The 26,940-nt window shown below is 63.3% G+C and carries 27 protein-coding genes; 7 read left to right on the top strand and 20 right to left on the bottom strand.

Annotated features, from left to right (window positions below; genetic code table 11):
* Nucleotides 1-4 precede the first annotated feature (4 nt).
* The 15 genes from murC to L1K66_RS06830 all read right to left on the bottom strand — a co-directional run bounded on the left by murC (nt 5) and on the right by L1K66_RS06830 (nt 16,067).
* A complete protein-coding gene (gene murC, locus L1K66_RS06900; protein WP_252260204.1) occupies nt 5-1,429 on the bottom strand; it encodes a UDP-N-acetylmuramate--L-alanine ligase in 1,425 nt (474 codons plus the stop codon).
* The gene (murG, locus tag L1K66_RS06895; protein WP_252260203.1) at nt 1,426-2,646 is read right to left on the bottom strand and encodes an undecaprenyldiphospho-muramoylpentapeptide beta-N-acetylglucosaminyltransferase; all 1,221 of its coding nucleotides are present in this window, start codon (nt 2,644-2,646) and stop codon (nt 1,426-1,428) included. Before murG ends, murC begins: the two co-directional genes overlap by 4 nt.
* Nucleotides 2,643-3,866 carry an FtsW/RodA/SpoVE family cell cycle protein gene (locus tag L1K66_RS06890; RefSeq protein ID WP_252260202.1) on the bottom strand — a complete coding sequence of 408 codons (1,224 nt, stop codon included), beginning with the start codon at nt 3,864-3,866 and terminating at the stop codon, nt 2,643-2,645. Before L1K66_RS06890 ends, murG begins: the two co-directional genes overlap by 4 nt.
* Nucleotides 3,863-5,242 carry a UDP-N-acetylmuramoyl-L-alanine--D-glutamate ligase gene (murD, locus tag L1K66_RS06885; protein WP_252260201.1) on the bottom strand — a complete coding sequence of 460 codons (1,380 nt, stop codon included), beginning with the start codon at nt 5,240-5,242 and terminating at the stop codon, nt 3,863-3,865. The genes L1K66_RS06890 and murD overlap by 4 nt, the downstream gene beginning before the upstream one ends.
* Before the next feature lie 12 nt (nt 5,243-5,254).
* On the bottom strand, nt 5,255-6,325 hold the full coding sequence (mraY, locus tag L1K66_RS06880; RefSeq protein ID WP_252260200.1) for a phospho-N-acetylmuramoyl-pentapeptide-transferase: 1,071 nt from the start codon (nt 6,323-6,325) through the stop codon (nt 5,255-5,257).
* A gap of 19 nt (nt 6,326-6,344) precedes the next feature.
* Nucleotides 6,345-7,805 carry a UDP-N-acetylmuramoyl-tripeptide--D-alanyl-D-alanine ligase gene (locus tag L1K66_RS06875; RefSeq protein ID WP_252260199.1) on the bottom strand — a complete coding sequence of 487 codons (1,461 nt, stop codon included), beginning with the start codon at nt 7,803-7,805 and terminating at the stop codon, nt 6,345-6,347.
* Nucleotides 7,802-9,295 (bottom strand): UDP-N-acetylmuramoyl-L-alanyl-D-glutamate--2,6-diaminopimelate ligase, encoded by a 1,494-nt coding sequence (locus L1K66_RS06870; protein ID WP_252260198.1) that lies wholly within the window; start codon nt 9,293-9,295, stop codon nt 7,802-7,804. Before L1K66_RS06870 ends, L1K66_RS06875 begins: the two co-directional genes overlap by 4 nt.
* Nucleotides 9,292-10,965, bottom strand: coding sequence for a peptidoglycan D,D-transpeptidase FtsI family protein (locus L1K66_RS06865; protein WP_252260449.1), 1,674 nt, complete (start codon nt 10,963-10,965; stop codon nt 9,292-9,294). The genes L1K66_RS06870 and L1K66_RS06865 overlap by 4 nt, the downstream gene beginning before the upstream one ends.
* 122 nt (nt 10,966-11,087) lie before the next feature.
* Complete coding sequence (locus L1K66_RS06860; protein WP_252260197.1) at nt 11,088-11,645, bottom strand: hypothetical protein; 558 nt, start codon at nt 11,643-11,645, stop codon at nt 11,088-11,090.
* Complete coding sequence (gene rsmH, locus L1K66_RS06855) at nt 11,642-12,583, bottom strand: 16S rRNA (cytosine(1402)-N(4))-methyltransferase RsmH (RefSeq protein ID WP_252260196.1); 942 nt, start codon at nt 12,581-12,583, stop codon at nt 11,642-11,644. Before rsmH ends, L1K66_RS06860 begins: the two co-directional genes overlap by 4 nt.
* A complete protein-coding gene (locus L1K66_RS06850) occupies nt 12,580-13,092 on the bottom strand; it encodes a division/cell wall cluster transcriptional repressor MraZ (protein ID WP_034952465.1) in 513 nt (170 codons plus the stop codon). Before L1K66_RS06850 ends, rsmH begins: the two co-directional genes overlap by 4 nt.
* A 424-nt stretch (nt 13,093-13,516) precedes the next feature.
* Nucleotides 13,517-14,308 (bottom strand): Gldg family protein, encoded by a 792-nt coding sequence (locus L1K66_RS06845; RefSeq protein ID WP_252260448.1) that lies wholly within the window; start codon nt 14,306-14,308, stop codon nt 13,517-13,519.
* Entirely contained in the window at nt 14,289-14,657 is a 369-nt protein-coding gene (locus L1K66_RS06840) for a hypothetical protein (RefSeq protein WP_252260195.1), read from the bottom strand. Before L1K66_RS06840 ends, L1K66_RS06845 begins: the two co-directional genes overlap by 20 nt.
* 36 nt (nt 14,658-14,693) lie before the next feature.
* Nucleotides 14,694-15,716 carry a cysteine synthase A gene (locus tag L1K66_RS06835; protein ID WP_252260194.1) on the bottom strand — a complete coding sequence of 341 codons (1,023 nt, stop codon included), beginning with the start codon at nt 15,714-15,716 and terminating at the stop codon, nt 14,694-14,696.
* A 42-nt stretch (nt 15,717-15,758) separates the two neighbouring features.
* Nucleotides 15,759-16,067, bottom strand: coding sequence for a 2Fe-2S iron-sulfur cluster-binding protein (locus L1K66_RS06830; protein ID WP_034952459.1), 309 nt, complete (start codon nt 16,065-16,067; stop codon nt 15,759-15,761).
* A 109-nt stretch (nt 16,068-16,176) separates the two neighbouring features.
* Here L1K66_RS06830 and L1K66_RS06825 point away from each other — a divergent pair, with 109 nt between their 5' ends.
* Nucleotides 16,177-16,794 carry a DNA-3-methyladenine glycosylase family protein gene (locus L1K66_RS06825; RefSeq protein ID WP_252260193.1) on the top strand — a complete coding sequence of 206 codons (618 nt, stop codon included), beginning with the start codon at nt 16,177-16,179 and terminating at the stop codon, nt 16,792-16,794.
* 67 nt (nt 16,795-16,861) lie between these two features.
* Here L1K66_RS06825 and L1K66_RS06820 read toward each other — a convergent pair whose 3' ends face one another.
* Nucleotides 16,862-17,668 carry a hypothetical protein gene (locus L1K66_RS06820; protein ID WP_252260192.1) on the bottom strand — a complete coding sequence of 269 codons (807 nt, stop codon included), beginning with the start codon at nt 17,666-17,668 and terminating at the stop codon, nt 16,862-16,864.
* A gap of 179 nt (nt 17,669-17,847) precedes the next feature.
* Here L1K66_RS06820 and L1K66_RS06815 point away from each other — a divergent pair, with 179 nt between their 5' ends.
* Both L1K66_RS06815 and L1K66_RS06810 read left to right on the top strand, forming a co-directional pair.
* Nucleotides 17,848-19,788 carry a S9 family peptidase gene (locus L1K66_RS06815; protein ID WP_252260190.1) on the top strand — a complete coding sequence of 647 codons (1,941 nt, stop codon included), beginning with the start codon at nt 17,848-17,850 and terminating at the stop codon, nt 19,786-19,788.
* Nucleotides 19,789-19,869: 81 nt separating this feature from the next.
* Nucleotides 19,870-20,685, top strand: a complete 816-nt coding sequence (locus tag L1K66_RS06810; protein WP_252260189.1) for an SDR family oxidoreductase — start codon at nt 19,870-19,872, stop codon at nt 20,683-20,685.
* 246 nt (nt 20,686-20,931) lie between these two features.
* Here L1K66_RS06810 and L1K66_RS06805 read toward each other — a convergent pair whose 3' ends face one another.
* The gene (locus L1K66_RS06805) at nt 20,932-21,225 is read right to left on the bottom strand and encodes a 4a-hydroxytetrahydrobiopterin dehydratase (protein WP_034952441.1); all 294 of its coding nucleotides are present in this window, start codon (nt 21,223-21,225) and stop codon (nt 20,932-20,934) included.
* 65 nt (nt 21,226-21,290) lie between these two features.
* Between L1K66_RS06805 and ccmA the strand changes: the two genes are divergently transcribed.
* Together ccmA and L1K66_RS06795 are read left to right on the top strand one after the other, a co-directional pair.
* The gene (gene ccmA, locus L1K66_RS06800) at nt 21,291-21,905 is read left to right on the top strand and encodes a heme ABC exporter ATP-binding protein CcmA (RefSeq protein WP_252260188.1); all 615 of its coding nucleotides are present in this window, start codon (nt 21,291-21,293) and stop codon (nt 21,903-21,905) included.
* Nucleotides 21,902-22,552 carry a heme exporter protein CcmB gene (locus L1K66_RS06795; protein WP_252260187.1) on the top strand — a complete coding sequence of 217 codons (651 nt, stop codon included), beginning with the start codon at nt 21,902-21,904 and terminating at the stop codon, nt 22,550-22,552. The genes ccmA and L1K66_RS06795 overlap by 4 nt, the downstream gene beginning before the upstream one ends.
* A gap of 3 nt (nt 22,553-22,555) precedes the next feature.
* Here the strand turns inward: L1K66_RS06795 and L1K66_RS06790 are convergent, their stop codons facing one another.
* Nucleotides 22,556-22,816: a hypothetical protein gene (locus L1K66_RS06790; protein WP_252260186.1), complete on the bottom strand. Its 261-nt coding sequence runs from the start codon at nt 22,814-22,816 to the stop codon at nt 22,556-22,558.
* 185 nt (nt 22,817-23,001) lie between these two features.
* Between L1K66_RS06790 and L1K66_RS06785 the strand changes: the two genes are divergently transcribed.
* A complete protein-coding gene (locus tag L1K66_RS06785) occupies nt 23,002-23,664 on the top strand; it encodes a hypothetical protein (RefSeq protein ID WP_252260185.1) in 663 nt (220 codons plus the stop codon).
* A gap of 13 nt (nt 23,665-23,677) precedes the next feature.
* Here the strand turns inward: L1K66_RS06785 and map are convergent, their stop codons facing one another.
* Both map and L1K66_RS06775 read right to left on the bottom strand, forming a co-directional pair.
* A complete protein-coding gene (gene map / locus L1K66_RS06780; RefSeq protein ID WP_252260184.1) occupies nt 23,678-24,505 on the bottom strand; it encodes a type I methionyl aminopeptidase in 828 nt (275 codons plus the stop codon).
* A 39-nt stretch (nt 24,506-24,544) separates the two neighbouring features.
* Nucleotides 24,545-25,390, bottom strand: coding sequence for a DUF4163 domain-containing protein (locus L1K66_RS06775; protein ID WP_252260183.1), 846 nt, complete (start codon nt 25,388-25,390; stop codon nt 24,545-24,547).
* Between the two features lie 63 nt (nt 25,391-25,453).
* Between L1K66_RS06775 and L1K66_RS06770 the strand changes: the two genes are divergently transcribed.
* Nucleotides 25,454-26,839, top strand: a complete 1,386-nt coding sequence (locus L1K66_RS06770; RefSeq protein WP_252260182.1) for a leucyl aminopeptidase family protein — start codon at nt 25,454-25,456, stop codon at nt 26,837-26,839.
* Nucleotides 26,840-26,940: the final 101 nt, after the last annotated feature.

The raw sequence follows: 26,940 nt of genomic DNA, 5'->3' as shown, positions 1-26,940 counted from the left end.
CCTGTCATGCGCCCCCTTGTGATTCAATCGCGGGCGCGAGGGTAGCCGCCCACTTGGTGATATCCCCCGCTCCGAGGCAGACCACGATATCGCCTGGCACAAGCTCCTGCGCGAGCGTGGCCGCCAGATCGGAGTGACTGGCGGTGGTGCGGGCGGAGCGGTGGCCGCGCGACTTGATTCCGGCGACCAGCGCTTCGGAATCGACGCCCTCGATCGGGTCTTCGCCCGCGGCATAGACCGGGGTCACGAACACCATGTCTGCATCGTTGAAGCAGCTCTGGAAATCATCCATCAGATCGTTGAGGCGGGTGTAGCGATGCGGCTGCGCTACCGCGATGACGCGGCCTTCCGGCACCGCTTCGCGCGCGGCGGCAAGCACGGCGCGGATTTCGACCGGGTGGTGGGCATAATCGTCGATCACATTGACGCTGCCGCCACCCAGTTCGACCGTCCCGACCTTGGTAAAGCGGCGCCGCACTCCGCCAAAGCTGCCGAAGCCTTCGCGAATAACATCGTCGCTGCATCCCATTTCGATCGCCACGGCAATCGCGGCGAGGGCGTTCTGGACATTGTGCCGACCTGGCATGGGAAGGTGCACGCCTTCGATCCGGCGATCTTCCTCGCCGCGCTGGCGCACGATCACGTCAAAGGTGTTGCCGCCTTCGTGCGGGCGGATGTTCACGCCGCAGATATCCGCCTGAAGCGAGAAGCCGTAAGTCACGACCTTGCGATCGCGCACTTCGCCGATCACCACCTGAACTTCGGGATGATCGACACACAAGACTGCCGCGCCATAGAACGGAACATTGTGGATGAACTCGACAAAGGCGCGCTTCACCCCGTCGAAATCGCCGTAGTGATCGAGGTGTTCTGGATCGATATTAGTGACTACCGCGATCGTCCCGTCGAGCCGCAGGAAGCTGCCGTCGCTTTCGTCGGCCTCAACCACCATCCAGTCGGAATCGCCCAGCCGCGCGTTGGAGCCGTATTGTTCGATAATCCCGCCATTGATGACGGTGGGATCGACATCACCCTTGTCCAGCAGGCTGGCGATCATGCTGGTCGTGGTGGTCTTGCCGTGCGTCCCGGCGACCGCGATTGTCGATTTCAGGCGCATCAGTTCGGCCAGCATTTCGGCACGGCGCACAACGGGAATGCGCGCTTCCAATGCGGCGGCGACTTCGGGATTGGTCCGCTTTACTGCGGTGGAGGTGACGACGACGGCGACGCCTTCGACATTCTCGCGCTCATGCCCGATCTTCACGGTGATGCCGCGTGCGCGCAGCCGTTCGACACTCGCGCTTTCGGAAATGTCGCTGCCTTGCACCGTATAGCCGAGGTTGTGCATCACTTCGGCGATGCCCGACATGCCGATGCCGCCAATGCCGACGAAGTGGATCGTACCGATGTCTGTCGCAACGCCCTTCATGCCGCGACATCCTCTCCGCTTTCGCGCGTGGCGGTCTGCGGCTTGGTTGCGGTTGCGGCGGCACGCGGGGCGGTTTCGCTGACCTTGATCACGTCCATCAAATCGATCCCGCCCATGCTTTCGACCAGATCGGCGAGGTCTTTCGCCGCCTTGGGGCGCCCGCAATTCCACGCGCCATGCGCGGCATTGCCAAGGCTCGATGGGTTCTTGGCAAGCGCCTGTATCTGCTTCGCCAGTTCCTTGGGCGTGAACTTGTCCTGCCGGATCATTCGTGCACCGCCCGCCTTGACGATCTCGCCGGTGTTCGCAGCCTGATGATCGTCGGTGGCGATAGGCAGCGGGACGAGGATCGCCGGGCGGCCAACCGCCGTCAGCTCGGCAATGGTAGAAGCCCCGGCACGCCCGATGAACAGATGCGCGTCGGCCAGCCGTTCGTGCATATCCTCGAAATAGGTGCCCAGTTCGGCAGGGATATCGTGATTGGCATAGCGATCGCGGACCCGCTCAAGGTCTTCGGGGCGGCATTGCTGGGTCACCTGCAGCCGGTTGCGCAGCGCCGGTGGCAGCATCGCGAGGCCATCAGGCACGACATCGGAAAGCACGCTCGCCCCCTGACTGCCGCCGGTGACCAGAACGCGCAGCAGCCCCTCTTCGGTAAAGGGCGGGAAATCCTGATCGCGCAGTGCCAGCACTTCCTCGCGCACCGGATTGCCGACGAGATGGACCTTGTCCTTGAACTTGGGCTTCAGCCGCTGGACCTGGGGATAGGAGATCGCAATCGCATCGACCCGGCCCGCCAGCAGCCGGTTGACCCGGCCCAGCACCGCGTTCTGTTCGTGCACGACGCTCGGAACGCCCGATCCGGTCGCGGCGAGCAGAGCAGGCAATGCAGGGTATCCGCCAAAGCCGATCACGGCGGCAGGCTCGAAACTTTCGAACAGGCGCAGCGCCATGTCGCGCCCTTCCAGCACCGCGCGAAGGCCGCCGATCCAGCGCAGCGGGTTTTTACCGAAACGCCCCGCGGGCAGGACATGCGCGGTCAGGAAATCGGGCTTGCCCGGAATATGCGCACCGCGTTCGTCGGTGATCAGCGCCACGTGATGGCCGCGCGCGTCAAGCTCTGCCGCGAGGGCAAATGCGGGGATCAGGTGCCCCCCGGTTCCTCCTGCGGCAAGGACGAAATGGCGGCTGGCGCCTTTCCTTGCCTCGCTGGTCATGCGCGGTCCTCCCTATGCCCGTGACCGGGGCGCTCAAACAGATCCTTCAACCCCGGCTTTTCCCGTTCAAGGAAAGGATTGCGCCGGGTGATCGCCAGCAATAGCCCGAAGGTCAGACACACCGCCAGTGTCGACGACCCGCCATAGCTTACCAGCGGCAGCGTCATCCCCTTTGACGGGAACAGCTGGAGGTTTACCAGCATGTTGATGAACGCCTGCCCACCGATCTGGGTAGCCAGCCCTGCCCCTGCAAGCAGGGCGAACAGATTGTCCTCGTCCACCAGCCGCAACAGCGCCCGCGCGACCAGCGCGACATAGACAAGAAGAATGACGGCGCAGGCGAGCAGGCCGAATTCTTCCCCGATGACGGAGAAGATGTAATCGGTGTGCGCTTCGGGCAGGCTCAGCTTGCGGGTACCCAGCCACAGGCCTGCCCCGGTCCAGCCACCGTTGAGCAGGGTGCGCTGTGCGAGGTCCACCTGATCGAAGGCAGTCCCGCCGCCAAAGAAACTGTCGATGCGATAGCGCGCATTGTCATACAGGAAATAGGCTGCGGTGAGCGCCGCAAGGCCAGCCGCGATCAAGCCGCCGATCCGGGCAAAGGAAACGCCCGACAAAACCACCAGCACAAACCATACGCCGCCGAACAGGATCGTGTCGCCAAGGTTGGGCTGAAGCATCAGCAGCGCTGCCACCAGCGCCATCGTCAGCGTGGCATATCCCAGCACCGGCAGTCCGGGATCGCGCAGCCGCCATGACAGCATCCATGCCAGCAGGATTGCGAAGCCGGGTTTCAGGAATTCGCTCGGCTGAAGCGACATGCCCACTTCGATCCAGCGTTTCGCGCCATTCTTTTCCACCCCGATGATCGGAACCAGGAACAACAGTCCCAGCATCCCGACAGCCAGCAGGATTCCGATGCGGCGCGCGTCCTCGCGGCTGACAAAGGACAATGCCAGCATCAGGCCCACACCCAGAAACTGAAACACGATATGCCGCTGGAAGAAGGCGAAATCGGAAACGCCATACTGGCTTGCCGCAGCCGGAGATGCCGCAGCAACGGCCATGGTACCGAGTGCCATCAGAAGCAGGACAAGGCCAAGCAGCCACTTGTCGATTTCGCGCCACCAGACCCGCAGGCTTTCGCCAAGGCCACGCCGGGCAGGAACAGGCGCATGGAATTTCGGATCGGCGCGCGATGGAGTGTAGATGCCGCTCATACCCGGTCGCTCCCGATCGAAGGATCAGCCGAACAATCAACCCCGCATTCGGCAATGACACCCACCAGCTGGCGGAAGTGTTCGCCGCGCTTTTCATAGTCGCGGAACTGGTCAAAGCTTGCGCAGGCAGGCGAAAAAAGCACGACATCGCCAGCTTGCGCCGCGTCGCGTGCCCGGCGCACTGCTTCGCTTACAAGCTCGCACCGCTCGACATTGGGCACGGTGCCTTCGAGCAATTCGGCAAAGCGCGGCCCGGCTTCGCCGACGGTATAGACGGCAGCGACATTGCCAAGGTGCTCGCCGCAATCGCCCAGCCCGTCTTCCTTGGCCAGACCGCCGACGATCCAATGCACGCGCGGCCTGCCCTCGATTGGCGGGAACGCGGCCAGTGCCGGGGCGGCAGAGGCGGTGTTGGTTGCCTTGCTGTCGTTGATGAAGAGGACGCCGTGTTCCTCGCACACCCGCTCCATCCGGTGCGGCAGGCTGCGAAAGCGCGGAAGCGCGTGTTGCCATTGTGCCGGCTTCACGCCCAGTTCTTCGACAATGGCGATTGCAACTGCGACATTTTCGAGATTGTGCGGGCCTTGCAGGCTCGGCCATTGCGGCTGCAGCTCGCGCAGGGCATCCAGATCGGCAGCCACCGCACGTCCCGCAGGACGGCGCGCCCGCTCTGTCTCGAAGATCGCGCCGACAGGCTCCGCGAGTGATCCGAACACAGCCAGGTTGGCAGCGGACTGTATTTCGAACAGCCGCGCCTTGGACGCAGCGTAGGCGGCAAAGCCATCGTAGCGGTCAAGATGATCGGGCGTGATATTGGTCAATGCCGCGACATCGCAATCGAGGCTGTTCGTCAGATCGATCTGGTAGCTCGACAATTCGAGCACATAGACACCCTCGCCCTGATCGTTCGGGGCAAGCGGGGTTTGCGCCATGATCGCTTCGCCGATGTTTCCGCCAAGCACGCTGGGCAGGCCGGACATCTGCAGGATGTGGTGGACCAGAGCGACGCTGGTGGATTTGCCGTTGGTGCCGGTGATGCCCACCACCTTGTGCGGCAAAAGCTCTGGCCGGGCGAGCGCGAACAGCTCGATATCGCCGATGATCGGCACCCCGAACTTTTCCGCGTGCGGCCGGATCGGATGGGTGTTGAGCGGCACGCCGGGAGAAACGATCAGCCCGTCAAAGCCGGTCAGGTCGATCGCCAGCGGATCAGCGATATCGCAGCGACCTTCGAACGGTTCGCGGGCGACATCCTGCCGGTCCCACACCGTCAGCCGCGCGCCGCTGGCGAGCAAGGCCTCAGCCGCCGCCGCGCCGGAGCGCGCGAGCCCTAGGATCGCATAACGCTTTCCGGCAAAGGCGGTGGAGGTGATCACGGCGGTCTTGCGTTACCTCAGCTTGAGCGTGGCGAGCCCGATCAGCGCAAGCACTATGGCTACGATCCAGAACCGGATCACGACCTTGCTCTCGCTCCAGCCGAGCTGCTCGAAATGATGATGGATCGGGGCCATGCGGAACACACGCTTGCCCGTGCGCTTGAACCAGAAAACCTGAATGATCACCGACAGCGCCTCGAACACGAACAGACCGCCGACGATGGCAAGCACGACTTCGTGATGGGCCGCGACCGCGATTGCGCCCAAGGCTCCGCCTAGCGCCAACGACCCGGTGTCGCCCATGAACACCGCCGCAGGCGGCGCGTTGAACCACAGGAAGGCAAGCCCCGCCCCCATGATCGCGGCACAGAACACCACCAGTTCGCCTGCGCCGGGGACGTGCGGGATGCCGAGATAGGCGCTGAAATCGGCGCGTCCGACAAGATAGGCGATGATCGCGAAAGTACCCGCCGCGATGATCACCGGCATGATAGCGAGGCCATCCAGCCCGTCTGTCAGGTTCACCGCATTGCCGGCCCCCACCATCACGAAGGCCGCGAAGACATAGTATGCCGGGCCCAGCGGGATCGCGACGTTCGACAGGAAGGGGATGTAGAGGTTGGTGTTGATCTGGCTGACGATAAGATAGCTCGCCACGCCTGCGACCGCGAATTCCAGCAGCAGGCGGACGCGGCCGGAAAGCCCGGCATGGCTGTTCTTCGACACCTTGTCATAATCGTCGATGAAGCCGATCACGCCGAAGCCGATCGTCACCGCCAGGCAGGCCCAGACGAACGGGTTGGTCAGGTCCATCCACAAGAGCAGGGAAACCGTCAGTGCGACGAGGATCATCAACCCGCCCATCGTCGGCGTTCCGCGCTTGGCGAGATGGCTTTGCGGCCCGTCTTCGCGGATCGGCTGGCCCTTGCCCTGCCGCACGCGCAGCATGTTGATGAAACGCGGCCCGATGATCAGGCCGAAAACCAGCGCCGTCATCAACGTCGCGCCGAAGCGGAACGTCTGGTAACGCACCAGGTTCAAAATGCCTTCAAAGCCAAGCCATTCCGCGAGCAGATACAGCATTACGATCCCTTGGCGCCGCTCATGACGGGGCGCTCGTATAGTGTGAAACCAGCCTGCCAAGCCCGACCGAATTGGAACCCTTCACCAACACCGCGTCGCCGTGGATCAGCCCGAAATCGTCCAGCGCCGCAATCGCCTCGACAGGGGTTTGGCAATGCGCGAACTGCGGGGCAAAGCCAAGCGAATTGGCCGACCTTCTCCCCAATTCCGCAGCGAGAGCGCGCATCTCGTCGCCGACGAGGATCACGTGATCGATTTTCGCATCTTGCAGCGGGTCTGCCAGCTGCGCGTGGAAGCCTTCGGCGAAATCGCCCAGCTCCTTCATGCTGCCCAGAACCGCGATGCGCCGATGCGCGGGAGTCTGGCCCAGCGCCTTCAGCGTGGCACGCATCGAAGCCGGGTTGGCGTTGTAGCTTTCATCCACCAACAGCGCCTTGCCGCCAGCAGCATCAATGCTGAAACGCGCACCGCGGCCCTTCAGCCCGCCCATTTCCGCCAGCGCCAGACCGGCGCTTGCCAGATCACCGCCGGCCGCGCGCACCGCCGCCATGACGCCAAGCGAATTGGCGACCCAATGTTCGCCCGGTTCTGCCACCGAATAGCACAGGCGTGCCGTGCCAAGGTCCGCTGTGACAAGCGATCCGCCATTGGCGCTGGGGATCGCATCGAGCAGCCGCACGTCGGCATGCGCGCTGCGGCCGAAAGTGACGACCTTCACACCCAAGCCCCGCGCATTGGCAATCATGCGATCGGCATATTCGCTGTCAGCCGGAATGATCGCGGTGCCGCCTTCGACCAGACCGGTGAAGATCTGCGATTTCTCGTCCGCAATCGCCTCCATGCTGCCGAGGTTTTCGATATGCGCAGGCGCAATGGTGGTGATCAGCGCGACATGCGGACGCACATGATCGGCCAGCGGCGCGATTTCACCCTGATGGTTCATCCCCATCTCGAACACGCCGAACTGCGCACGCGCCGGAAGCCGGGCGAGGCTCAAGGGAACGCCAACGTGGTTGTTGTAGCTGCGCACGCTGCGATGCGCCGCGCCGCGGCTTGCACGATCAAGAGCCGTGAAGATCGCTTCCTTCACCCCGGTCTTGCCGACCGATCCGGTGACGCCGATGCGCACCGCGCTGCTGCGTTCGCGCGCGGCATGGGCCAGCGCGTGCAGCGCCGCTGTCGTGTCCTTGACCAGCACATGCGGGAAATCGACCGGGCGATCGGTGATCGCGGCAACCGCGCCTTTGGCGAAGGCGGCGGGAATGAACTTGTGACCGTCCATCGCTTCGCCCTTGAGCGCGACAAAGACATCGCCGGGCCGGACATCGCGGCTGTCCATTTCGACGCCGGATGCCTGGAAAGCGTGGCTCGCCCTGCCCCCGGTCGCGGCTTCGATGCTTACCGCATCCCAAAGCGACAGCGGCAAGGCATCGCGCGGATCAAGCGGCCATTGCCGCAGCAGGGCCCGTGCAGCGTTCATGTGATCGGCCCCCAGGATTCCTTGACCAATCGTCCAGATTCTTCATGCGCCACAGTCACGTCATTGAACGGCAAGACCCGCATATTTTCTCCCGATCCGATAATCTGGCCCTCTTCGTGGCCCTTTCCGGCGATTAGGACGATCGTATCCTCTGTCGCATATTCGATGGCATGGGCAATGGCCTCTCGCCGATCGCCGATTTCGGTCACGTTGTCGCCTGCACCCGCGATGATTTCCTGCCGTATGACAGCAGGGTCCTCACCCCGCGGATTGTCGTCAGTGACAATGATCCAGTCGGATAGCCGCGACGCGACCTCGCCCATCTTTGCGCGCTTTCCCTTGTCGCGATCGCCACCAGCACCGAAAACGGTAACGATCCGGCCCTTGGTATGCGGTCGCAGCGCAATGATCGCAGCTTCGAGCGCGTCGGGCGTGTGCGCGTAATCGATATACACCGGCGCGCCGTCGGCGGTTATGAGCGCACGCTCAAGCCGTCCGCGAACCGGCTGCAACCGGCCGATCGCGTCGAAGACCTGGGATGGCTCCATCCCGGTCGATAGTGCCAGCCCTGCGGATACCAGGGCATTGGCCGCCTGATAGGCTCCGATCAGCGGCAGTTTTACGGTCCGGGTCGAGCCTTCGAATTCCACCGTCAACGTCTGGCCCAGCTGGGTCGCATCGCGGGCGGCGAGGCGGAGGAAATCGCCCCGCTCGCCCACTGTAAGCACGCGCAGGCCACGGGCCTTGGCGTGCTCGATGGCACGGCGGGTCCACTCGCACTCTTCCCCGCCGTTCCAGATGATCGCGTCGCCGCCATCCTCGACGACTTCGTCGAACAGGCGCATCTTGGCCGCGAAATATTCCTCCATTGTCTCATGATAATCGAGGTGATCGCGGCTGAAATTGGTGAATGCCCCGGCCTTGACCCGCAGACCTTCATTGCGGAATTGCGATAGCCCGTGGCTCGATGCCTCATATGCGACATGGGTCACGCCTTCGAGGGCAAGCCCGCTCATATTGTTCATGAAGGTGACGATGTCGGGCGTGGTCAGCCCGGTCGAAATGCTGCCATCGGGGGTGGTCACACCCAGAGTACCGATGCTCGCCGCCCGCTCGCCGCACATGCGCCATATCTGGCGGGTCATTTCGGCAGTCGAAGTCTTTCCGTTGGTGCCGGTGACAGCCACCACGGTTTCGGGAACGGGGGTGAAGAACCCTGCGGCCAATTGCGCAAAGGTGCGGCGCGGTTCTTCGCTGGCGATGTGCAGCGCACCTTCGACGCTGGCTTCGGGCGAGGCGACAACCGCGACCGCACCCGCTTCGATGGCAGCCGGGATGAAATCCTCGGCATTGAATTTCGTCCCGCGAAACGCTCCGAACACGGTTCCGGGTGCGACCTTGCGATGATCGATCGCGAAGCCGGTGACAGAAACGCCCGACGCGCCCGCCACACTCAGCCCAGCCCGTTCGGTCAGCACTTCGAGCTTCATCGGCGCCCCTCCACCAGGAAGCGGAGATCGGAGATATCGACATCGCGCGTCGCATCGGGGCGCACGCCCAGCATCGGGCCGATGCGCGGGACCAGTTCACCCACGATCGGTGCCGCGTTGAAAGCGGCGGTGCGCTGCATCTGGCTGGCGGTGGTGCCACGCGGTTCGTCGAGCACGGTAACGACGACATAGCGCGGGCGATCCATCGGGAATGCCGCCGCAAACGAAGCGATCAGCGATTTCTCGCGATATCCGCCCACCCCGGCCTTTTCCGCCGAGCCGGTCTTGCCGCCTACACGGTATCCCGGTGCGTCGGCGCTGCGGCCCGTGCCATACATCGAGATCATCCGCAGCAACTGGCGAATGCGTGAGGAGGTCGAAGCCTTGAACACCCGGCGGCCCTTCTCAGCCTTGCCCGGTTCGACCTTGCGCAGCGTCGCATCGCGATAGAACCCGCCGTTGACCATCGCGGCATAGGCATTGGCAAGGTGCAGCGGCGTAACGGCGATGCCGTGGCCGTAACTTACCGTCATATTGGTGATGCGCGACCATTGCCCGTTGGGCTGTTCCAACGGCCATTGCGGCTTGCCGCGCGCGTCCAATTCGATTTCGGCTGGCTTGTTCATGCCCAGATCGATCATCAGCTTGCGCATCCGTTCCGGCCCCAGTTCGTCGGCGACGCGGGCAGTGACGGTGTTGGACGAATAGACCAGTGCTTCGGGCACGTTCAGCGTATCGCCCTTGGGGTGCAGGTCGCGGATACGCCGTCCGGCGATTTCCACCGGGCTCGCGTCCCATTCCTTGCGCAGCGAACCGATCAGGTCGGCATCGATGGCAGCCGCGATGCTGAGCGGCTTGAAGGTGGAGCCCAGCTCGTAGGTCGCATTGGTTACGCGGTTGAAGATATGCGGCGAATGCTGGACGTCCGACAGGTTCGGGTCGAAGGCGGGCAGCGATGCCATCGCCATGATTTCGCCGGTATCGACATCCAGCACGATCCCCGCCGCGCCCTTTGCATCGGTGGCGAGCATCCCGCGCCCGAGTTCATCCTCCAGCGCGCCCTGCACGCGCAGATCGATCGAAAGCGCGATCGGTTCGCCACGCGATGCGGGATCGGATAGCTGCGGGTCGAGATATTTCTCCATCCCCAGCCGCCCTTCGAGCTCGCGGTCCTTGCCTTCCATGACATAGCCAAGAATGTGCGCGCCCAGAGTTCCTTGCGGATAGTGGCGATCATATTCGCGAGGGATCTCCAGCGCGACCTCGCCCAGTTCGAACACCCGGTTGGCATCCTCGGGCAGCACGCGGCGCAGAATGTAGCCACCGCGATCGGACGAAAGGATGCGCACAGTGCGCCGCACGTCGAGATCGGGGAAAATCTCTTTCAGCCGCGCCGCGACTTCGGCCGGTTCGCGCACCAGAGGATCGCCGTCATCGCCCATCGCCTTGGGGTTGAACCACAGCGCATAGGCGGGAAAGGTCCGCGCAAGCGGCGTGCCGTTGCGATCGGTGATCTCGCCGCGCGGCGGCAGCAGCGCTTCGTCAAGGCTGGTCTGGCTGGGTGCGGCTCCGACCAGGCCGAGATAGCCGATCCGCACCAGAGCAACCGCCGTCACCAGTGCGAACACACCCAGCAGCAGGAACAGCCGCAAGCGCGCGGTGACAAGCATGCTGTAGCGCAAATGGACAAATTTCACCCGCCCGACAGGCAAGGTGGGGTGCGGCTCGCTCGGTTGTGGCGTGCCGAACAGGTCCAGAGTTGGCTCGTGCCCCGCGTTCAGGGCGAAGGCATTCATTCGGCACCCTCGGAGCTGCGACCGGCCTGCTCAACCATGGCGGTGCGGGCGTTGGCTGCACGAATGGGCGATGCGTCGATCAGAAAATCGCCAAAGGCATCGGTGAACATCGCCGCCGCATCCTCTGTCTGGCTGGCGGATGCGAGGGTTACGGGTGCGCCGGTGACCGGAGAGACCATCGGGCGGTCGGCAACCTGCTCGGCGCTTGCCAGATCGGTGCGCGCCACGCGGATCGGCGCGGGCGCATCCGGGCCAAGCGGTGTGCCGAGGCTGGCCAGCTGGCGCTCGTTATCGAGATACTGGTCGGCGCGCGGGGCGCGATACCCCAGCTCCACCGCGTTCCATTCGGCCAGCTGGCGCTGGCTCGCACGGGTCTGGAATTCGGTTTCGAGCAGCAGCGTTTCACGCTCCAGCGCGATGATCTGGCGCTCCGCCAGCAGCACCTCGCTCTTTACGGCGTGGACGTTGAAACTCAGCACCGCGAACATGGCCACGCAAGCCGCGAGCACGGCAGCCCAGCCAATCTGACGGATGCGGGAACCGGTGACGATCATGCAAATGTCCTTTCGCGGGCTGGGGCGCCGGTGCGGATGGCATGGCGCAGAGTTGAGGATCGGGCGCGGGGGTTGGCGTCGATTTCGGCGTCGCCGGGGCGGATAGCCTTGGAAACGCGGGTAAAGGTCGGCTCAGGCCCGGCAATTTCACCGGGGAGATGACGCGACACCGCGCGCCCTGCCCCGGATGCTTCGCGCAGGAAGCGTTTGACGATCCGGTCTTCGAGGCTGTGGAAGCTAACCACCGCCAGCACTCCGCCTTCGCGCAGCAGCGCCTCGGCCGCGGCCAATCCGGCAGCGAGTTCGCCCAGTTCGTCATTCACATGGATCCGCACCGCTTGGAACGTGCGGGTCGCGGGGTCTTTCTTGTCGTGCGGCTTGTGCCCCAGCGCGCGGCGCACCACGCGGGCGAGATCGCCGGTCGTCTCCAGCGGACGAGCGGCCACGATCGCACGGGCGACGCGGCGCGACTGGCGTTCCTCGCCATACTGGTACAGCACGTCGGCAATCGCGGCCTCGTCCCCGCTGTTGAGGAAGTCCGCTGCGCTCGTCCCCGACTGGCTCATCCGCATGTCGAGCGGACCGTCAGCCGAAAAGGCAAAGCCGCGCTCGCCCTGATCAAGCTGCATCGAGGACACGCCGATATCCATGACCACCGCATCGACCAGCGGCACGCCGATCCGGGTCATTTCCTCGCGCATGGCGGAAAAGCATGCAGGGTGCAGCGTCAGGCGACCGGCGAATTCCTCCACCATCGCCGCACCGTCGCGGATGGCGTTGGGATCGCGGTCGAAGGCATGCACACGCGCGCCAGCGTCCAGCAAGGCGCGCGAATAGCCCCCCGCACCGAAAGTCGCGTCGATCACAGTCATGTCGGGACGCGGGCCGATCGCAGCGATCACTTCTTCAAGGAGGACGGGAATGTGCGGCGCGTTCATTTCGCACCGCCTTTCTTGGCGGCCTTCGCCTGCGCTTCGGCCACCAGCTTGCGGCAAGCGGCCTGCGCGCCCTTGTAGGCGGGGCCCATGCGTTCGAGTTCGGCGGGGTTCCAGATCAGAAAGAAATCGCCCGCACCCTGGCAGAACAACCCTTCGCCGACATTGCCCAGTTCCTTGAGGTGTTCGGGCATGACAAAGCGCCCGCTGTCGTCGAACGGCAATTGTTCAAAGCCGAACAATTGCTGCGCGCGGGTATCGTAATCGAAATCGGGATCGCGGGTTTCGCGGGCGGTGATCTTTTCATCGTCGAGCCGCTGTTGCAGCTGCTCGATGCGGGACAGGCCGAAACCGACCAGACAGTCGAACTTGTCATGCACCGCGAGGCACAGCGTCTTTGACCCGCCGGAGCTTTCCTTCACAGCCTTGCGGAAGGTCGGAGGCAGGACAAAGCGGCCCTTGTCGCCGGCTGGCGAGTAGGCATATCCGCTATATGCTCCGGGCGCTGACACGCGCGGTACCCCTTCCCCATATGGCCAGCACCCCTGCCGGCCTTCCTGACCTCCTCAAACCTGCCGCCTTTTTCGACCCTTGACCGGGCACAGCTTCCCCGCTGCCACCAACGCGCGAGCGAGGGCGGCACGCCGATCACAAGAGGACGACGCGGATCAAAACGGCATGTTTGATGGAACCCGGTAATATCCGGGAAGCAGGCGGGTGACTAGGGGATTTGTGGGAAAATCACGGGATTACTTGGTAAATAATTGATTTACCTATGTTTCAACCTCGCAATTTTCTGCGGAAACGCCCCGACAAACCCGGAGAATCCCGCAATTTCCCGTTCCAGCCCGCTGGAATCGCGCAATATTCCCGCCAAATCCCCGCCCGAGTCCCGAATAATTGCAATGCGTCCCGCGATTTCCCCGATTTGGGGGTTCAGTCGAAGGCATGGGCCGCAATCCGTTGAAGCAAGGCGCCGTTTTCTCCGGCAAGGTCACGCTTTTCGAACACGGCTGCATCGGCCATCAACGTCACTCTGCCTGCATCAACCTCGCATTGCGCGATTACGCCATCCGCTTCGATCCGGCATGTGGCGGCGTCCGGATCAACCACCGAGATCAAGCCCGCCTGCTCCACACCAAAGGGCACCCCGTCCAGCATGACAATTGCCGAAGCGGCTTGGGTGTCAGGCTGTTGCATCTGCAAGCCCCACCGCGCCACCACCGGCGGGATCAGCGCCACATCGTTGGGTCGGCTCGGATCGCCCAGCGGCACGTCGTATTCGCCTGTCAGCAGCGGATCGAGCACCAGCAGCAAACGCCCCCCTGCCCGCACCCAATCATCCAGCGCGACATTGTCCGCCGGTGAGAGACCGCGCGGCTGGATTATTGCAAGATAGTCCAGTTCAGCCAGCGGATCGGTTTCCGGCTCATCCGGGGTAAGCGCGGGGATCGGCGACAATGTATCGAGCGGCACCAACTCAAACCGCCGTTCCATCGCCTGTCTTTGCCACGGGACCTGCGCATTGCCGCTGGCGATGGCGGCGACATCTGCGCCAAGAGGCCAATACAGAGGTAGGCTGGTCATCAATCCCAGTCTCCGCTTCTCCATTTCATCAGGAAAGGCGCAGCATACCTTCTGGTTTTCATACCAGACCCACACGGCACCACCCAGCACAAGGCAGATGGCGAGCGCGGCGAGGATGACCCTATTGCCGAGGCGGCGCATCACTGGGCGAAGGAGCAGGTTGAGGGGCCGTCGTGGCAGTGGGCGTCGGGCTGGGTTCCGCCGGAATGTCGGGCACGATCCCGGCATCGGCCAGCGGATCGCGCTGCGGCGCAGCGGCTGTGGGTTCCGTAGTCGGCGCGGCGTCGGGCACGGCGGCTTCTTCGGCCCGGTCGGCCTGAGTGCCCAGGACATTGGCGAGCGCGATCAGCAGGATCATCGAGGCAAGCCCGACAAGCCCGATCTGCAAACGCTGGTTCGCCTCGGCCTTGGTCCCGCCAAGCGGCGCGGCATCCGGCGGAGATTCTTCCGTGGTCCCCGGCGACCTGCGAGTGAAATTGACGCCTTTCATCGCGGCGAGACTAACGACCGAAACCCGGCCTGTCGATCAGTCGCTTTGGTTCTGAGTGAGCCAATCGAACACCGGCAGGTTCTTCGATGCGAGCCAGTCGGCATTGTAGAGCGTAGAGAGGTAACGGAATCCGGTATCGCACAGGATTGTCGCGACCTGCGGGTTGTCCCGCCCTTCGGCGACCAGTTGCTTGCCCAGTTCGATTGCTCCGGCGACGTTGATCCCGCTGGATAGGCCAAGGCACAGCCCTTCCTCGCGCAGCAGCCGTTCAACCCAGACCAGCCCTTCCTCATCGGAAATGCGGAATTGCGTGTCGATCGGCGCGCCTTCGAGATTGGCGGTGATGCGCCCCTGCCCGATCCCTTCGGCGACGGAGGAGCCTTCGGCCTTCAATTCGCCATGCGCGTAGTAATTGTAGAGCGCGGCGCCGTGCGGATCGGTCAAGGCGATGCGGATATCGGGGTTCTTTTCCTTCAATCCCATGCCGACGCCGGCAATCGTCCCGCCGGTGCCGGCGGCGCAGGTGAAACCGTCGATCCGGCCCTGCGTCTGCTCCCACAACTCCTGGCTGGTGCCTTCGATATGCGCCTTGCGGTTGGCGATATTGTCGAACTGCCCGGCCCAGATCGCGCCTTGCGTCTCCTCCGCCATGCGGCGCGAGACGTGCTGGAAGTGGGCGGGATCGGCATATTTGGTCGGCGGGACGAGGACGAGCTGCGCGCCCAAAGCCCGCAACGTGTCCATTTTTTCCTTCGACTGGTTGTCCGGCATGACGATGATCGTCTTGTAACCGAGCGCATTGGCCACCAGCGCGATGCCGATACCGGTGTTGCCCGCCGTGCCTTCGATCACGGTGCCGCCGGGCTGCAATTCGCCGCGCGCCTCGGCATCGCGGATCATGTAGAGCGCGGCGCGATCCTTCACGCTCGATCCGGGGTTGGCGAATTCGCACTTGCCCCAGATGTCGCAGCCCGCAGCCGCGCTTGGCCCGGCAAGGCGGACCAGCGGCGTGTTACCGATAAGGGCGAGCGTATCGCCGAAAGGTTTGGTGATGTTCATGGGATCGCAATTAGGCGTTTCGCCGCTTCCCATCAAACAACATCAATCTTCAGGGGCGATAGTAACCTTAAGCCCGTCGAGTTCTGCCGTGAACGGGATCTGGCACGACAGGCGGCTGTTTTCCTTGCGGTGATCGGAGGATTCGAGCAGGTCGTCCTCGTCTTCGCTCATTTCGGGCAGCGCATCGCTTTCGATGTAGCAATGGCAGGTCGCGCAAGAGCAGCAACCGCCGCACAGGGCGAGCAATTCGTCAAAACCGTTGTCGCGGATCGCTTCCATCACGGTCAGACCGTCTTCGACCTCGATCTCGCTCGTTTCGCCTTCACGATTGGTGACGATCAGCTTGGGCATTGGGTTACTGTGTCCTCTTAGAATGGTTGAGCGCAAGGATGCGCGCTTGGATTCAATCGCAGGTGCGCTAGGACGTTCCCCCGCAGAAGGCAACCTAGAGGTTTGAAGAGTGGGGCTGACGGCAGAGCAGATAATGACGGCGCTGGACGCTGTCGGCGACGCGGACCCGCGTGTCGCCAGAGAGGTTGCGCGCATCGGCTATCCCGAACCGCGTATCCGATCGCGCGGGTACAAGACTTTGCTGCGGACGATCGTCGGCCAGCAGGTGTCGGTCGCGGCGGCAAGCTCCATGTGGAACAAACTGGAGGCGGAACTGGGTGAAGATTTCACCCCCGGCTGCCTGCTGAAACGCGATTTCGACACTTTGCGCGCCTGCGGCTTGTCGCGCCAGAAACAGGGTTACGCCCGCTCGCTGTGCGAACTGGTGGATGCGGGCCAGATCGACTTTCACGCGCTGCCCGCAGATGACGAGGAAGCAATCGAGCAACTGACGATGATCAAGGGGATCGGCCGCTGGTCAGCAGAGATTTACCTGCTATTCGCCGAAGGCCGCACCGACATCTGGCCTGCCGGTGATCTCGCGGTGCAGGAAGGGGTCAAACGCCTGCTCGAACTGGATGAACGGCCAAAGGAAAAGGAAACACGCGAGCTCGGTGAACGCTGGGCCCCGCACCGCGGCGCGATGGCGATCTTCACCTGGCATTTCTACGCCAATCCGGCGCTGTAGCGGGCCGACGGCGGCAAAACCCCCGGCTGCGCGGACACAACCGGGGGCATTCGATCTCCAGGTCCGATTACTGGCGGGTCGCCGTCCAGCGTGAGGTGCTGTTGTCGCGCGGATCGGTGCTGACCGCACGCAAAGTGTCGCCATCGACGGTCATTTCGAGTACGTTGATGACTTCGCCGTCGCGACTGTAGGTTTCGCGATAGACGTTGTCCGAAACCTTCTCGACCGCGATCATGCCGCCGCTTTCGTCGCCCTCGGGTTTCACCGGATCACCGCCCAGCGTCGCGGTGTAGCCGCCGCCGTTGCCGGTCGAAGTGATGGTGTCGCCATCGATCATGTAGGAGAACAGCAGGCCGGCGTCGCTCATTTCGCCGATGCTGGCGACATCCCAGTCGCCCGAAGCCGCATGCGCGCCATCGGGAGCTGCTGCCACACGGGTCAGGGTCGAAGTGCCTTCAACCACTTCGTCGCCGTCCAGATTGGTCCAGTTGACCGTCATCGTCTGCCCGTCCTCGCTGATGGTCCAGGTCGAATTGCCCAGTTCCTTGTCACCGAGGCGCGAAGCTGCCGTGATCGTCCGGTCATCGACGATGGTATATTTCACCGCATCGACCCCGGGCCGGTCCACGCTCACCCATTCGCCGTTGGCGGCGACGGTGTAAGGCGGAATGCAGCTGTTGCAGGTGTATTGCCCGTCAGCGAAAAGATAGCTGCTGGTGCTGTTCTCGAATTCGGCGGAATCGAGATTGGCTTTCCATGTCCCCGCGAGCGAGGCTGCCTCGGTCGCTTCGGTCTTCGTGCCCGGATCGCCGCTGCACGCAGCCACGCCAAGCGCAAGCGATGCAGCACACATCGCTGTGAGAATTGATTTCATGATTTCCCCCTCCACAATAAAATTGCGGCCCTGACCGGTCTTCTACCACTGATTTCGATTGCAACCAAATTGTAAGGCAAGCAGTTGTCGCCCGGCGATTATTGTCGAAGGTTCGCCCGATGGCGGTTTGCTTTTCCGCAACCCGTCCCTAGCTGTCACCCGATACCAAGGGAGACATCATGCCGGCACTCGATACCATTCCGCTCATTCCCCGCGATCACCTGTTCGGCAATCCGACCCGGTCGCAGGGCAAGATCAGCCCGGATGGCCGATGGCTCAGCTGGCTTGCCCCGCTCGACGGGGTGATGAACATCTGGATCGCCCCGCGCTCCGATCCGGACGCAGCCAAACCGATGACGAAAGCGGACGACCGCCCGATCCGCGAACATTTCTGGACACCCGATGCGAGCGCGGTCGGCTACATCCAGGACAAGGGCGGCGACGAGAATTTCCTGCTTTACCGCGTCGATATCGCCAGCGGGGAGGAGGTCTGCCTCACCCCGTTCGAGAACACCCGCGTGATGATCGTCGGATCGTCGCAGGTGGACAAGCAGCACATCCTGATCGGCCTCAACAATCGCGATCCGCAATGGCACGATGTCCACCGGCTGAACCTGTCCAACGGTGCGCTGGAGCTGGTTTACGAAAACAACGCCTATGCCCACTTCATGGCCGATGACACGCTGACTTTGCGCATGGCGATGGCGCAGAACGAAGCGGGCGGAACCGACTATTTCCGCGTGATCGACAATGTGGTGGAGGAAGAGCCGTTCGAAACCACCGCGATGGAGGATTCGATGACGACCTCCCCTGCCGGATACACGGTGGACGGCAGCGTGCTCTACTGGCTCGACGGGCGCGGGCGCGATACCGCCGCGCTCTATGCACAGGACACGGCGAGCGGCGAACGCACCCTGATCGCGGAAGATGACCGCGCCGATATCGGCGGCACGCTCCGCCACAAGCAGACGGGCGTGGTGCAGGCCTATTCGGTCACTTACCTGACGACCGAATGGACCGCGATCGATGCAGAGATCGGCGCGAGCTTCGAATGGCTCGGCACGCAGTTTGACGGCGAATTCGGCGTCATGAGCCGCACCGATGATGATCGCACATGGATCGTCTGGAACGATCCCGTCAGCGGCCCGATCCGCACCTTCATCTATGATCGTGACGCGGGCACGCTGGCTCCGTTCTACGTCACCCGGCCCGAACTGGAGGGCGCGCCGCTGCAACCGATGCATTGCGTCGAGATCACCAGCCGGGATGGTCTGACTTTGCCGTCATATCTGACGCTGGCTGCGGGCAGCGACCCCGCTGGCTCCGGACGCCCCGCCGCGCCGACGCCGATGGTGCTGCTGGTGCACGGTGGGCCGTGGGCGCGCGACGATTATGGCTACAACCCGATCCACCAGATGCTCGCCAATCGCGGCTACAGCGTGCTCTCGGTCAATTTCCGCGGCTCCACCGGCTTCGGCAAAAGCTTCATCAACGCCAGCAACAAGCAGTGGGGGCTGGCGATGCATGACGATCTGATCGACGCGGTGAACTGGGCGGTCGAACAGGGTATAGCACCGCGTGACAGGGTGGCGATCATGGGCGGTTCCTATGGCGGCTATGCGACGCTGGCGGGCCTTGCCTTCACGCCCGAAGTGTTCGCCTGCGGGGTCGATATCGTCGGCCCGTCCAACCTCGAAACCCTGCTGTCCACCATTCCCCCCTACTGGGCGCCGATGGTGAAGATCTTCCACGAACGCATGGGCAATCCGAACACCGAAGAAGGGCTCGCGCTGCTCAAGGCCGCCAGCCCGCTTTACAAGGCGAAGGACATTTCGAAGCCGCTGCTGATCGCGCAAGGGGCCAACGATCCGCGCGTGAAACAGGCCGAAAGCGACCAGATCGTTGGCGCGATGAAGGAGGCGGGCATTCCCGTCACCTATGTCCTCTACCCGGACGAAGGCCACGGCTTTGCCAAGCCCGCCAATTCGATCAGCTTCTTTGCCATCACCGAGAATTTCCTTGCCGAAACGCTGGGTGGCCGGGCTGAACCGCTGGGCGATGTGCTGGAGCCGTCGACCGCCGAAATCGTCGAAGGCGCAGGACATGTGCAGGGTCTGTGATGCGATCAGGTGCTTAAGCTGCTGACAAACGCGTCACCCCGTCTTAAAGCCGGTTGCAAATAGCAATCGGAGAGGGATCACATGGCAGACCAGCGGCGCAGCATTTTCATCACCGGCGGGGCTTCGGGTATCGGGCGCGCGGTGGCGCGGCATTTCGGCGATCGCGGCTGGTTCGTGTGCGTTGCCGATGTCAACGCCGCCGGGATGCAGGACACGCTCGGCATGATCGAAGGCGGGTTCAAATATTCGCACATCCTCGACGTGCGCGATCGCGCTGCCTGGGACGTTGCGCTGGAAGCGGCGGCAACGGCGGCGGGTGGCCGGATCGACGTGATGGTGAACAACGCCGGGATCGGAACCGGCGGGCCGCTGGCAGAGCTTTCCAAGGACGAAATCGACGCCTGTCTCGACATCAATCTGCGCGGGGTGCTGTACGGCGCGCAGGCCGTCTATCCCTATCTGAAGAAGACCGCCCCCGGATCGGCTCTGGTCAATATCGCCAGCGCGGCGGGGATCACCGGCGGCAGCGGGATGAGCGTTTACAGCGCGACCAAATTCGGCGTGCGCGGCATCGCCGAAAGCCTTGATGCGGAATGGGCGCCGGACGGGATCAAGGTATCCTCGATCTGCCCCAGCTTCATCGAGACACCGCTGCTCGACGGCACGGGCAATCGCAACACCAACGAAGACATCCGTACGCGGGTGAAGGCCGCCGGGCTTGAGATCACTCCGGTTGAGGAAGTGGCCGAAACGGTATGGAACGCCGTCCACGGCGATGATCTGCACTATCTGGTGGGCAAGACCGCGCGGCAGTTGAACTTTGCCAAGCGATGGATGCCGGGCAAGGTCCGCAAACAGCAACGCTCGGCCGCGCGGCAAGGGCTGCTGGGCAAGTAATCGCGCCCCGATCTCGCCGCTTTCCTACAGTGCGGGAAGCAAGGTAAGAAAGCGGCGGCTGTTTGAAATCGTCGGCAATCCCGCAAGGTGACGGTGTGAGATCGGAAGATCACACCGCGCAAGCGTCATCGCGCCCATAAACGCGCCACAAACTGCTGTTTTTGATGGATTTATGAGTTTCGCACCGGGAACGGGGAATATTTTCAAAACCCCGGCTCAGTGTCAATTTCAGGCCCGGAATCCCGATCAGACAAGCGCGTCGATGGCGCGCGCCATCTTGGCATCGCGGATCGACAGGCCGTCTGCGTCATGCGTGGTCAGGGTGATTTCCACCTTGGCATAGACATTGAACCATTCGGGGTGGTGATCGTGGCGATCCGCGATCAGCGCAACGCGCGACATGAAGCCCCAGGCCTCGGAAAAGTCGCCGAACTGGAATGTCCGCATGATCGCCTTCCCTTCGCGTGCCAGTTCCCATTCGGGATGATCGGCCAGCAATTCATCGCGTTCTTCGTCGGTCAGTTGGGGGACGCTGGTCATTGCGCGCTGCTCCGCTTCAGGCAAGTGTTGTGGGAAGGCTCGCTTTTGCCTAACGCGGTGGGGCGATGCAAGCTTCTGTCTCCCCCGCAATTTCGGCCAAGGATGTCGCCTGTCGGCGCGGCGACCGGCTGCTGTTCCGCAAGCTGTCGTTCGATCTTGGCGCGGGTGAGGCGCTGCATGTCACCGGGGCAAACGGCACGGGCAAGACCACGCTGATGCGGGTGCTGGCGGGCCTGACAACGCCGTTCGCGGGCGAAGTGCTGCGCAGCGGGGAAATCGGCCTGCTTGACGAACGCCCGGCGCTCGATCCCGACCTGCCGCTCGGCCGGGCGCTGGCATTCTGGGAGAAAGTGGACGGCTGCGCCGATCCGGCGGGCGCACTGCATGTGATGGGATTGGAGCCACTGCTCGAAGTACCGGTGCGGTATCTTTCGACCGGCCAGAGGAAGCGCGCCGGGCTTGCCGCGCTGCTCAATCGCGGGGTGCCGATCTGGCTGCTGGACGAACCGCTGTCAGGTCTCGATATCACGGCCATCGCGCAAGTCACCGCGCTGATCCAGCTGCACGTCAGCGGCGGCGGGATTGCGCTGATCGCTTCGCACCAGCCACTCGAAATCGCGGGGCTGCGCACGCTGGCGGTAGAGGACTTCATCCCGCGCTCGCAGGAAGAGCCCGCATGATCGCCGCGCTGCTCAAACGCGACCTTGCCAAGTTCTTCCCCTTTGCAGGCGGCGGAGCAGCGCTGCCGGTGGTGTTCTTTGTCGCAGTGGCAATGCTTTACCCCTTTGCGGTGGGGCCGGATGCCAACCTGCTGGCGCGCACGGGCGGGGGCGTCGTCTGGATCGCGGCGCTGCTGGCGGCGATCCTGCCGCTGGAGAAGCTGGTGGCGCAGGATATCGAGCTGGGTGTGTTCGACCAGCTCAAGCTGCGCGGCGTGACCGAGGAAGTGATGATGGCGGTGCGGCTGCTGGCGCATTGGCTCAGCTTCGGACCGCCGCTGATCATCGCCGCCTTTCCCTCTGCGGCGCTGCTGGCGATTGACGGGCCGACGCTGCATCTGCTGCTGATCGGGCTGGCAGTGGGGACGCCGGGTCTGGCTGCTATCGGGCTGATGATCGCGGCGCTGACGGCGAGCTTGCGGGCAGGTGCCGCGCTATCGGGGCTGCTGCTGGTGCCGCTGGCGCTGCCGATCCTGATCTTTGGCGCGGGCGCATTGGCGCGGCAGGATCCGGCCAGCCTCGGCTTTGTCGCCGCGATCAGCCTCGGTCTGGTGGCGATAGCGCCGTTCGCTGCCGGGGCGGCAATCCGCGCGGCGCGCGAGGTCTGAGGCTTACGCAGCCTCTTCCAGTTCCGGCATGCCGACGGGAACCGGCGCCGGCTTCTTCACGGGCTCCGCGGGCTTTTCCTCGAACCGCTGATCGAGCACCAGCACCATCAGTTCCGCCTGCCGTTTGGCGACGACAAAGGCATAAACCAGTCCGCAAACCAGCACGACCCCGGCTCCGCTGCCAAGGAAGGCAATGTCGAAATAGGTTGCGACAAGGATCAGCCCGATCGCGGTAAACAGCAGTCCAATCGAAATCTTTGACATGTCTCGCCATCCTTCCGCCAAACCGGTGCGACCAGGCCTGTTGGACGGTTCCTGAGAATGGCTGAAAGCTATCGTTAAGGTGTTAACCGGCTGTTCCGCGGCATGCTTGCGAAATGGTTTCGCAATTGAGGATCAACTTGGGCGCGCTGGCGTTTCAATCGGGCAATCGACAAGAAAAGGCAGCCATGCGCGCACCTGAAAGCCATCGCCGGGAAAACCTGCTGCTCAGCCGTATTGCGCAGGGCTTGCTCGGTTTCACCATGCTGGCCTTTGCGCTGAAGGCGCTGGTGCACACCGAAGTGCAGGCGCGCTACACCCCGCTGGTGGTGTTTCACGGCGCGGTGATGCTCGGGTGGCTGACGCTGCTCGCGTCACAGGCCTGGCTGGCGGCGCGGCACCGGATGAACCTGCACTACACCATCGGCCGCGCCTCGATCGCGCTGGTGGGGGCGATGCTGGTTTCAGGGGCAATCATCGCTGTGAACATCGGGCGCGAACTGGGCCGACCCGAAGTGACAGTGGTGAACATCGCCGCATTTGTCACTTTCGTCCCGCTCTATCTCGCCGCCCTGCACTTCGCCCGACGGCTCGACATGCACGCGCATCGGCAGGCGATGCTGATCGGGACGCTCGCGCTGATGACCCCGGCCTATGCCCGGCTGGTGCAGGTCGCAGGCCTGCCGGATCCGGTAGCGATCGCGGCGCAAGTGCCGATCACTCTGGCAGTCGCGCTTGGTTACGAATGGGCAGTTCTGGGACGGCTGACCAAGCCGGTTATCGCCATGCTCGGCTTCTCGCTCGCGGTGATCGCGGTGATGGTTGCCGTCCTGCTCGCCTTCTTCATGTGAAGGCGCACCGAGATCAATAAGGCGGCTTGTCGCGTCCTGTCGGGCTCTTGGTGAAGACTTCCACCCCGTCTTCGGTGATCGCAAGGCTGTGCTCGAACTGCGCCGAAAGGCTCTTGTCGCGGGTTACCGCGGTCCAGCCGTCACCCAGCACCTTCGCCCAGGGCTTGCCGAGATTGATCATCGGCTCGATGGTGAAGAACATGCCCGGCTTCAGTTCCGGCCCCGTCCCCGCTTTCGCCGCGTGGACGACTTCGGGCGCGTCGTGGAACAGGCGGCCAAGCCCGTGGCCGCAGAATTCGCGCACCACGCCATAACGGAACTGGCGCGCATGCGCCTCGATTGCGGCGCCGATATCGCCCAGCCGCGCACCGGGATTCGAAGCGGCTTCGATCCCCAGCATCAGGCATTCGTAGGTCACATCAACCAGCCGCTTCGCCTTCAGGCTCGGCTCGCCCGCGTAATACATCCGGCTGGTATCGCCATGCCAACCATCCAGCAGCGGAGTGACATCAACGTTGAGGATGTCGCCATCCTTCAGCACCTTGTCCGAAGGGATGCCGTGGCAGATCACGTGGTTGATCGAAATGCAGCACGAATGGGTATAGCCGCGATACCCCAGCGTCGCCGGAATCGCGCCGGCGTCCAGCATCATCCCGCGGATCGCGGTGTCGATGCTTTCGGTGGTGACGCCCGGCTGCACCATGTCGGCGACTTCATCGAGGATGGTGGCGGCAAGACGCCCGGCCTTGCGCATCCCTTCGAAGCCTTCTTCGGTGTGCAGCTTGATCGTGCCGTCGCGATAGACGGTCTCATTGCCTTCGACGAGTTGGTATTCAATCATGGCGGCGCATATAGCGAAGCAGCCACCGAAATGCGAGCGCTACTCTGCCAATGCAAAAGCGCCGCGATATTCGGGCTTCACCACGGACAGGATCAGATCGTTCACCGCGATCTCGAATTCATAGGGCCCTTCGGCATAGGAACCCGCAACATAGGGCGCGGCGACAAAACGGATGGTGTCGAAACGCTTGCCGTCCGATGCCAGCGGCAAAACCACGAGCTCGCTGACGGAAGGGCAATTGTCGAACTTGTTCATCGCCGTGATGTCGATTTCCAGCTTGTCCCGCCGCGCCTCCAGCAAGGCTTGGCAGTAATCGCCATAGGCGGTGTTTTCGAGAGCGACCTCATCCACGAACAGCGCAATCGGGCGCATGGCCGCGCCCGCCCCTTCATTCGCTTCCCGATCCCACATCAGCGCGTCGAAATCGGTGTTGCCGTGCGCACCGCCGGTGTAGACTTCGGTGGTGCCCAGCATCACCAGAAAGCGGGGCGGATCGGCGGCGACTGTCCAGCTTTTGGAATAGTAGCGGTTGACGCAGGTAATGCACTGATAGCCGTCTTCGGCATCGGCGAATTCGGCGACGGATTGTTCCCACTCCGCCTTCTGTTCGGCGAGCGCCTTGTCCCGTTCTTGTGCCAGCATCGCGGCGAAAGGTTCGATGTTGCTGACTTGCGCTGGCCAGAAATAGGCGAAATCGCGCGCCGCCTCCCCGCGCGCTTCCTCGTCCTTGAACTCGACCGGTTCCGCACCCTCGCCCAATCTGCGATCCAGCGCCGCCTGCGCGCTTTCGCCCTGACCGGCTGCGATTTCATCACCCATTTCATCGGGGGAGGAACACGCCAGCAGCACCGGCAAGGAAATCGCGACAAACGCCCAACGAACCATCTTTACCCCCGTCCTGCCTGAATTGATGCGTGACAAGATTAACAGCGGGATTATGGACGCAGCATGACCGAGATAAAAGACCTGATCCAGCCCGATCGCGGGCAAGAAGCCATCGCCATCCACCTCGTCAACAAGGATGGCTTTGCCGATTTTGCAAAGACGCTTTCCGCCGGACAGCGTGCCGCGCTTGCCGCGCAGAAATTCGATGGCAGCGGCTATCAGGTCGGGATCGTGCCCGATGGCGACAGCTTCTTTGCAGTGGGCGGTGTTGCCAACCCGGACAATTTTTCAAGCTGGTGCCTTGCGAAGCTGGCGGAAGACCTGCCTGAAGGAACCTATCGCGTCGCCGGCCGCCAGCCCGGCCCTGCCGCATACGGCTGGCTGACGGCGCAATATCGCTTCAACCGCTACAAGGTGGAGGACAAGCCCGTGGGTCCGCGCGTGCTGTTGACCGAACAGGTCGGCCGTCTGCCCGCCATCGTCGCGGAAGCCGAAGCGGAAATGCTGGTGCGCGATCTCGTCAACACTCCGGCAGAGGACATGGGCCCTGCCGCGCTTGAGGCCGAGATCGAAAAGCTGGCGAAAGCCAACAAAGCCGAAGTGAAAGTGACGCGCGGCGATGAACTGGAACAGGGCTATCCCATGGTGCACGCCGTGGGCCGCGCAGCCGCGCGCAATCACGCACCCCGGATCATGCACCTGACTTGGGGCAAGAAAGACGCCCCGGTGCTGGCAATTGTCGGCAAGGGCGTGTGCTTTGACAGCGGCGGGCTCGATATCAAGCCTTCGTCCGGCATGCGGCTGATGAAAAAGGACATGGGCGGTGCCGCCCACGCGATCGCGCTGGCCGGGTTGGTAATGGCAGCCGGGTTGAATGTAAGGCTGCACCTGCTTGTCCCCGCAGTCGAGAACGCGATTTCAGGTCCCGCTTTCCGCCCCGGTGACGTGCTTTCCAGCCGCAAGGGGCTGACCGTGGAAATTCACAACACCGATGCCGAAGGGCGGCTGATCCTTGGCGATGCGCTGACTCGCGCGTCGGAGGAAAGCCCCGATCTGATCATCGACTTCGCTACGCTTACCGGAGCGGCGCGGGTCGCGCTTGGCCCGGATTATGCCGCGATGATGGCGCGGCGTGACGAAACCGCCGATGCGATGATCGCAGCGGGCAAGGCCAATGATGACGAACCCTGGCGCCTTCCGCTGCCGGATTCCTATCGCGAATATCTGGCAAGCGATATCGCCGACCTCGCCAATGCCCATTCGAATCCCTACGCCGGGGCAAGTGTTGCCGGGCTTTTCCTTGACCGGTTCGTAGGCGAGGGAATCGACTGGGTGCATTTCGACACCTTCGCATGGCGCCCCTTCCCCAAGCCGGGCCGGGCACGGGGCGGAACTGCCTATGGCCTGCGCGCCGCATGGCACATGCTGCAGGGTCGCTACGGCGGGTAACTTGCCCCGACGGAAATCTGCGTCTAAGCGCGCTTTTTCCAGACTGATGCAACTTTGTTGAAGCGGGGGCTTCTGGCGAAGTTACTGGCGGGTTTTTGGGG

This window comes from Erythrobacter aurantius (genome assembly GCF_023823125.1).
GTDB lineage: Bacteria > Pseudomonadota > Alphaproteobacteria > Sphingomonadales > Sphingomonadaceae > Erythrobacter > Erythrobacter aurantius.
The sequence above is the reverse complement of the archived record's forward strand: the minus strand, read 5'-3'. Positions and strand labels throughout refer to the sequence as shown.

Excerpts from the sequence above, each read along its gene's own strand:
- murC (WP_252260204.1), bottom strand. The coding sequence starts at position 1,429 with ATGAAGGGCGTTGCGACAGACATCGGTACGATCCACTTCGTCGGCATT.
- murG (WP_252260203.1), bottom strand. The coding sequence starts at position 2,646 with ATGACCAGCGAGGCAAGGAAAGGCGCCAGCCGCCATTTCGTCCTTGCC.
- L1K66_RS06890 (WP_252260202.1), bottom strand. The coding sequence starts at position 3,866 with ATGAGCGGCATCTACACTCCATCGCGCGCCGATCCGAAATTCCATGCG.
- mraY (WP_252260200.1), bottom strand. The coding sequence starts at position 6,325 with ATGCTGTATCTGCTCGCGGAATGGCTTGGCTTTGAAGGCATTTTGAAC.
- L1K66_RS06875 (WP_252260199.1), bottom strand. The coding sequence starts at position 7,805 with ATGAACGCTGCACGGGCCCTGCTGCGGCAATGGCCGCTTGATCCGCGC.
- L1K66_RS06870 (WP_252260198.1), bottom strand. The coding sequence starts at position 9,295 with ATGAAGCTCGAAGTGCTGACCGAACGGGCTGGGCTGAGTGTGGCGGGC.
- L1K66_RS06865 (WP_252260449.1), bottom strand. The coding sequence starts at position 10,965 with ATGCTTGTCACCGCGCGCTTGCGGCTGTTCCTGCTGCTGGGTGTGTTC.
- L1K66_RS06860 (WP_252260197.1), bottom strand. The coding sequence starts at position 11,645 with ATGATCGTCACCGGTTCCCGCATCCGTCAGATTGGCTGGGCTGCCGTG.
- rsmH (WP_252260196.1), bottom strand. The coding sequence starts at position 12,583 with ATGAACGCGCCGCACATTCCCGTCCTCCTTGAAGAAGTGATCGCTGCG.
- L1K66_RS06845 (WP_252260448.1), bottom strand. The coding sequence starts at position 14,308 with ATGCGCCGCCTCGGCAATAGGGTCATCCTCGCCGCGCTCGCCATCTGC.
- L1K66_RS06840 (WP_252260195.1), bottom strand. The coding sequence starts at position 14,657 with ATGAAAGGCGTCAATTTCACTCGCAGGTCGCCGGGGACCACGGAAGAA.
- L1K66_RS06835 (WP_252260194.1), bottom strand. The coding sequence starts at position 15,716 with ATGAACATCACCAAACCTTTCGGCGATACGCTCGCCCTTATCGGTAAC.
- L1K66_RS06830 (WP_034952459.1), bottom strand. The coding sequence starts at position 16,067 with ATGCCCAAGCTGATCGTCACCAATCGTGAAGGCGAAACGAGCGAGATC.
- L1K66_RS06820 (WP_252260192.1), bottom strand. The coding sequence starts at position 17,668 with ATGAAATCAATTCTCACAGCGATGTGTGCTGCATCGCTTGCGCTTGGC.
- L1K66_RS06815 (WP_252260190.1), top strand. The coding sequence starts at position 17,848 with ATGCCGGCACTCGATACCATTCCGCTCATTCCCCGCGATCACCTGTTC.
- L1K66_RS06810 (WP_252260189.1), top strand. The coding sequence starts at position 19,870 with ATGGCAGACCAGCGGCGCAGCATTTTCATCACCGGCGGGGCTTCGGGT.
- L1K66_RS06805 (WP_034952441.1), bottom strand. The coding sequence starts at position 21,225 with ATGACCAGCGTCCCCCAACTGACCGACGAAGAACGCGATGAATTGCTG.
- ccmA (WP_252260188.1), top strand. The coding sequence starts at position 21,291 with ATGCAAGCTTCTGTCTCCCCCGCAATTTCGGCCAAGGATGTCGCCTGT.
- L1K66_RS06795 (WP_252260187.1), top strand. The coding sequence starts at position 21,902 with ATGATCGCCGCGCTGCTCAAACGCGACCTTGCCAAGTTCTTCCCCTTT.
- L1K66_RS06790 (WP_252260186.1), bottom strand. The coding sequence starts at position 22,816 with ATGTCAAAGATTTCGATTGGACTGCTGTTTACCGCGATCGGGCTGATC.
- L1K66_RS06785 (WP_252260185.1), top strand. The coding sequence starts at position 23,002 with ATGCGCGCACCTGAAAGCCATCGCCGGGAAAACCTGCTGCTCAGCCGT.
- map (WP_252260184.1), bottom strand. The coding sequence starts at position 24,505 with ATGATTGAATACCAACTCGTCGAAGGCAATGAGACCGTCTATCGCGAC.
- L1K66_RS06775 (WP_252260183.1), bottom strand. The coding sequence starts at position 25,390 with ATGGTTCGTTGGGCGTTTGTCGCGATTTCCTTGCCGGTGCTGCTGGCG.
- L1K66_RS06770 (WP_252260182.1), top strand. The coding sequence starts at position 25,454 with ATGACCGAGATAAAAGACCTGATCCAGCCCGATCGCGGGCAAGAAGCC.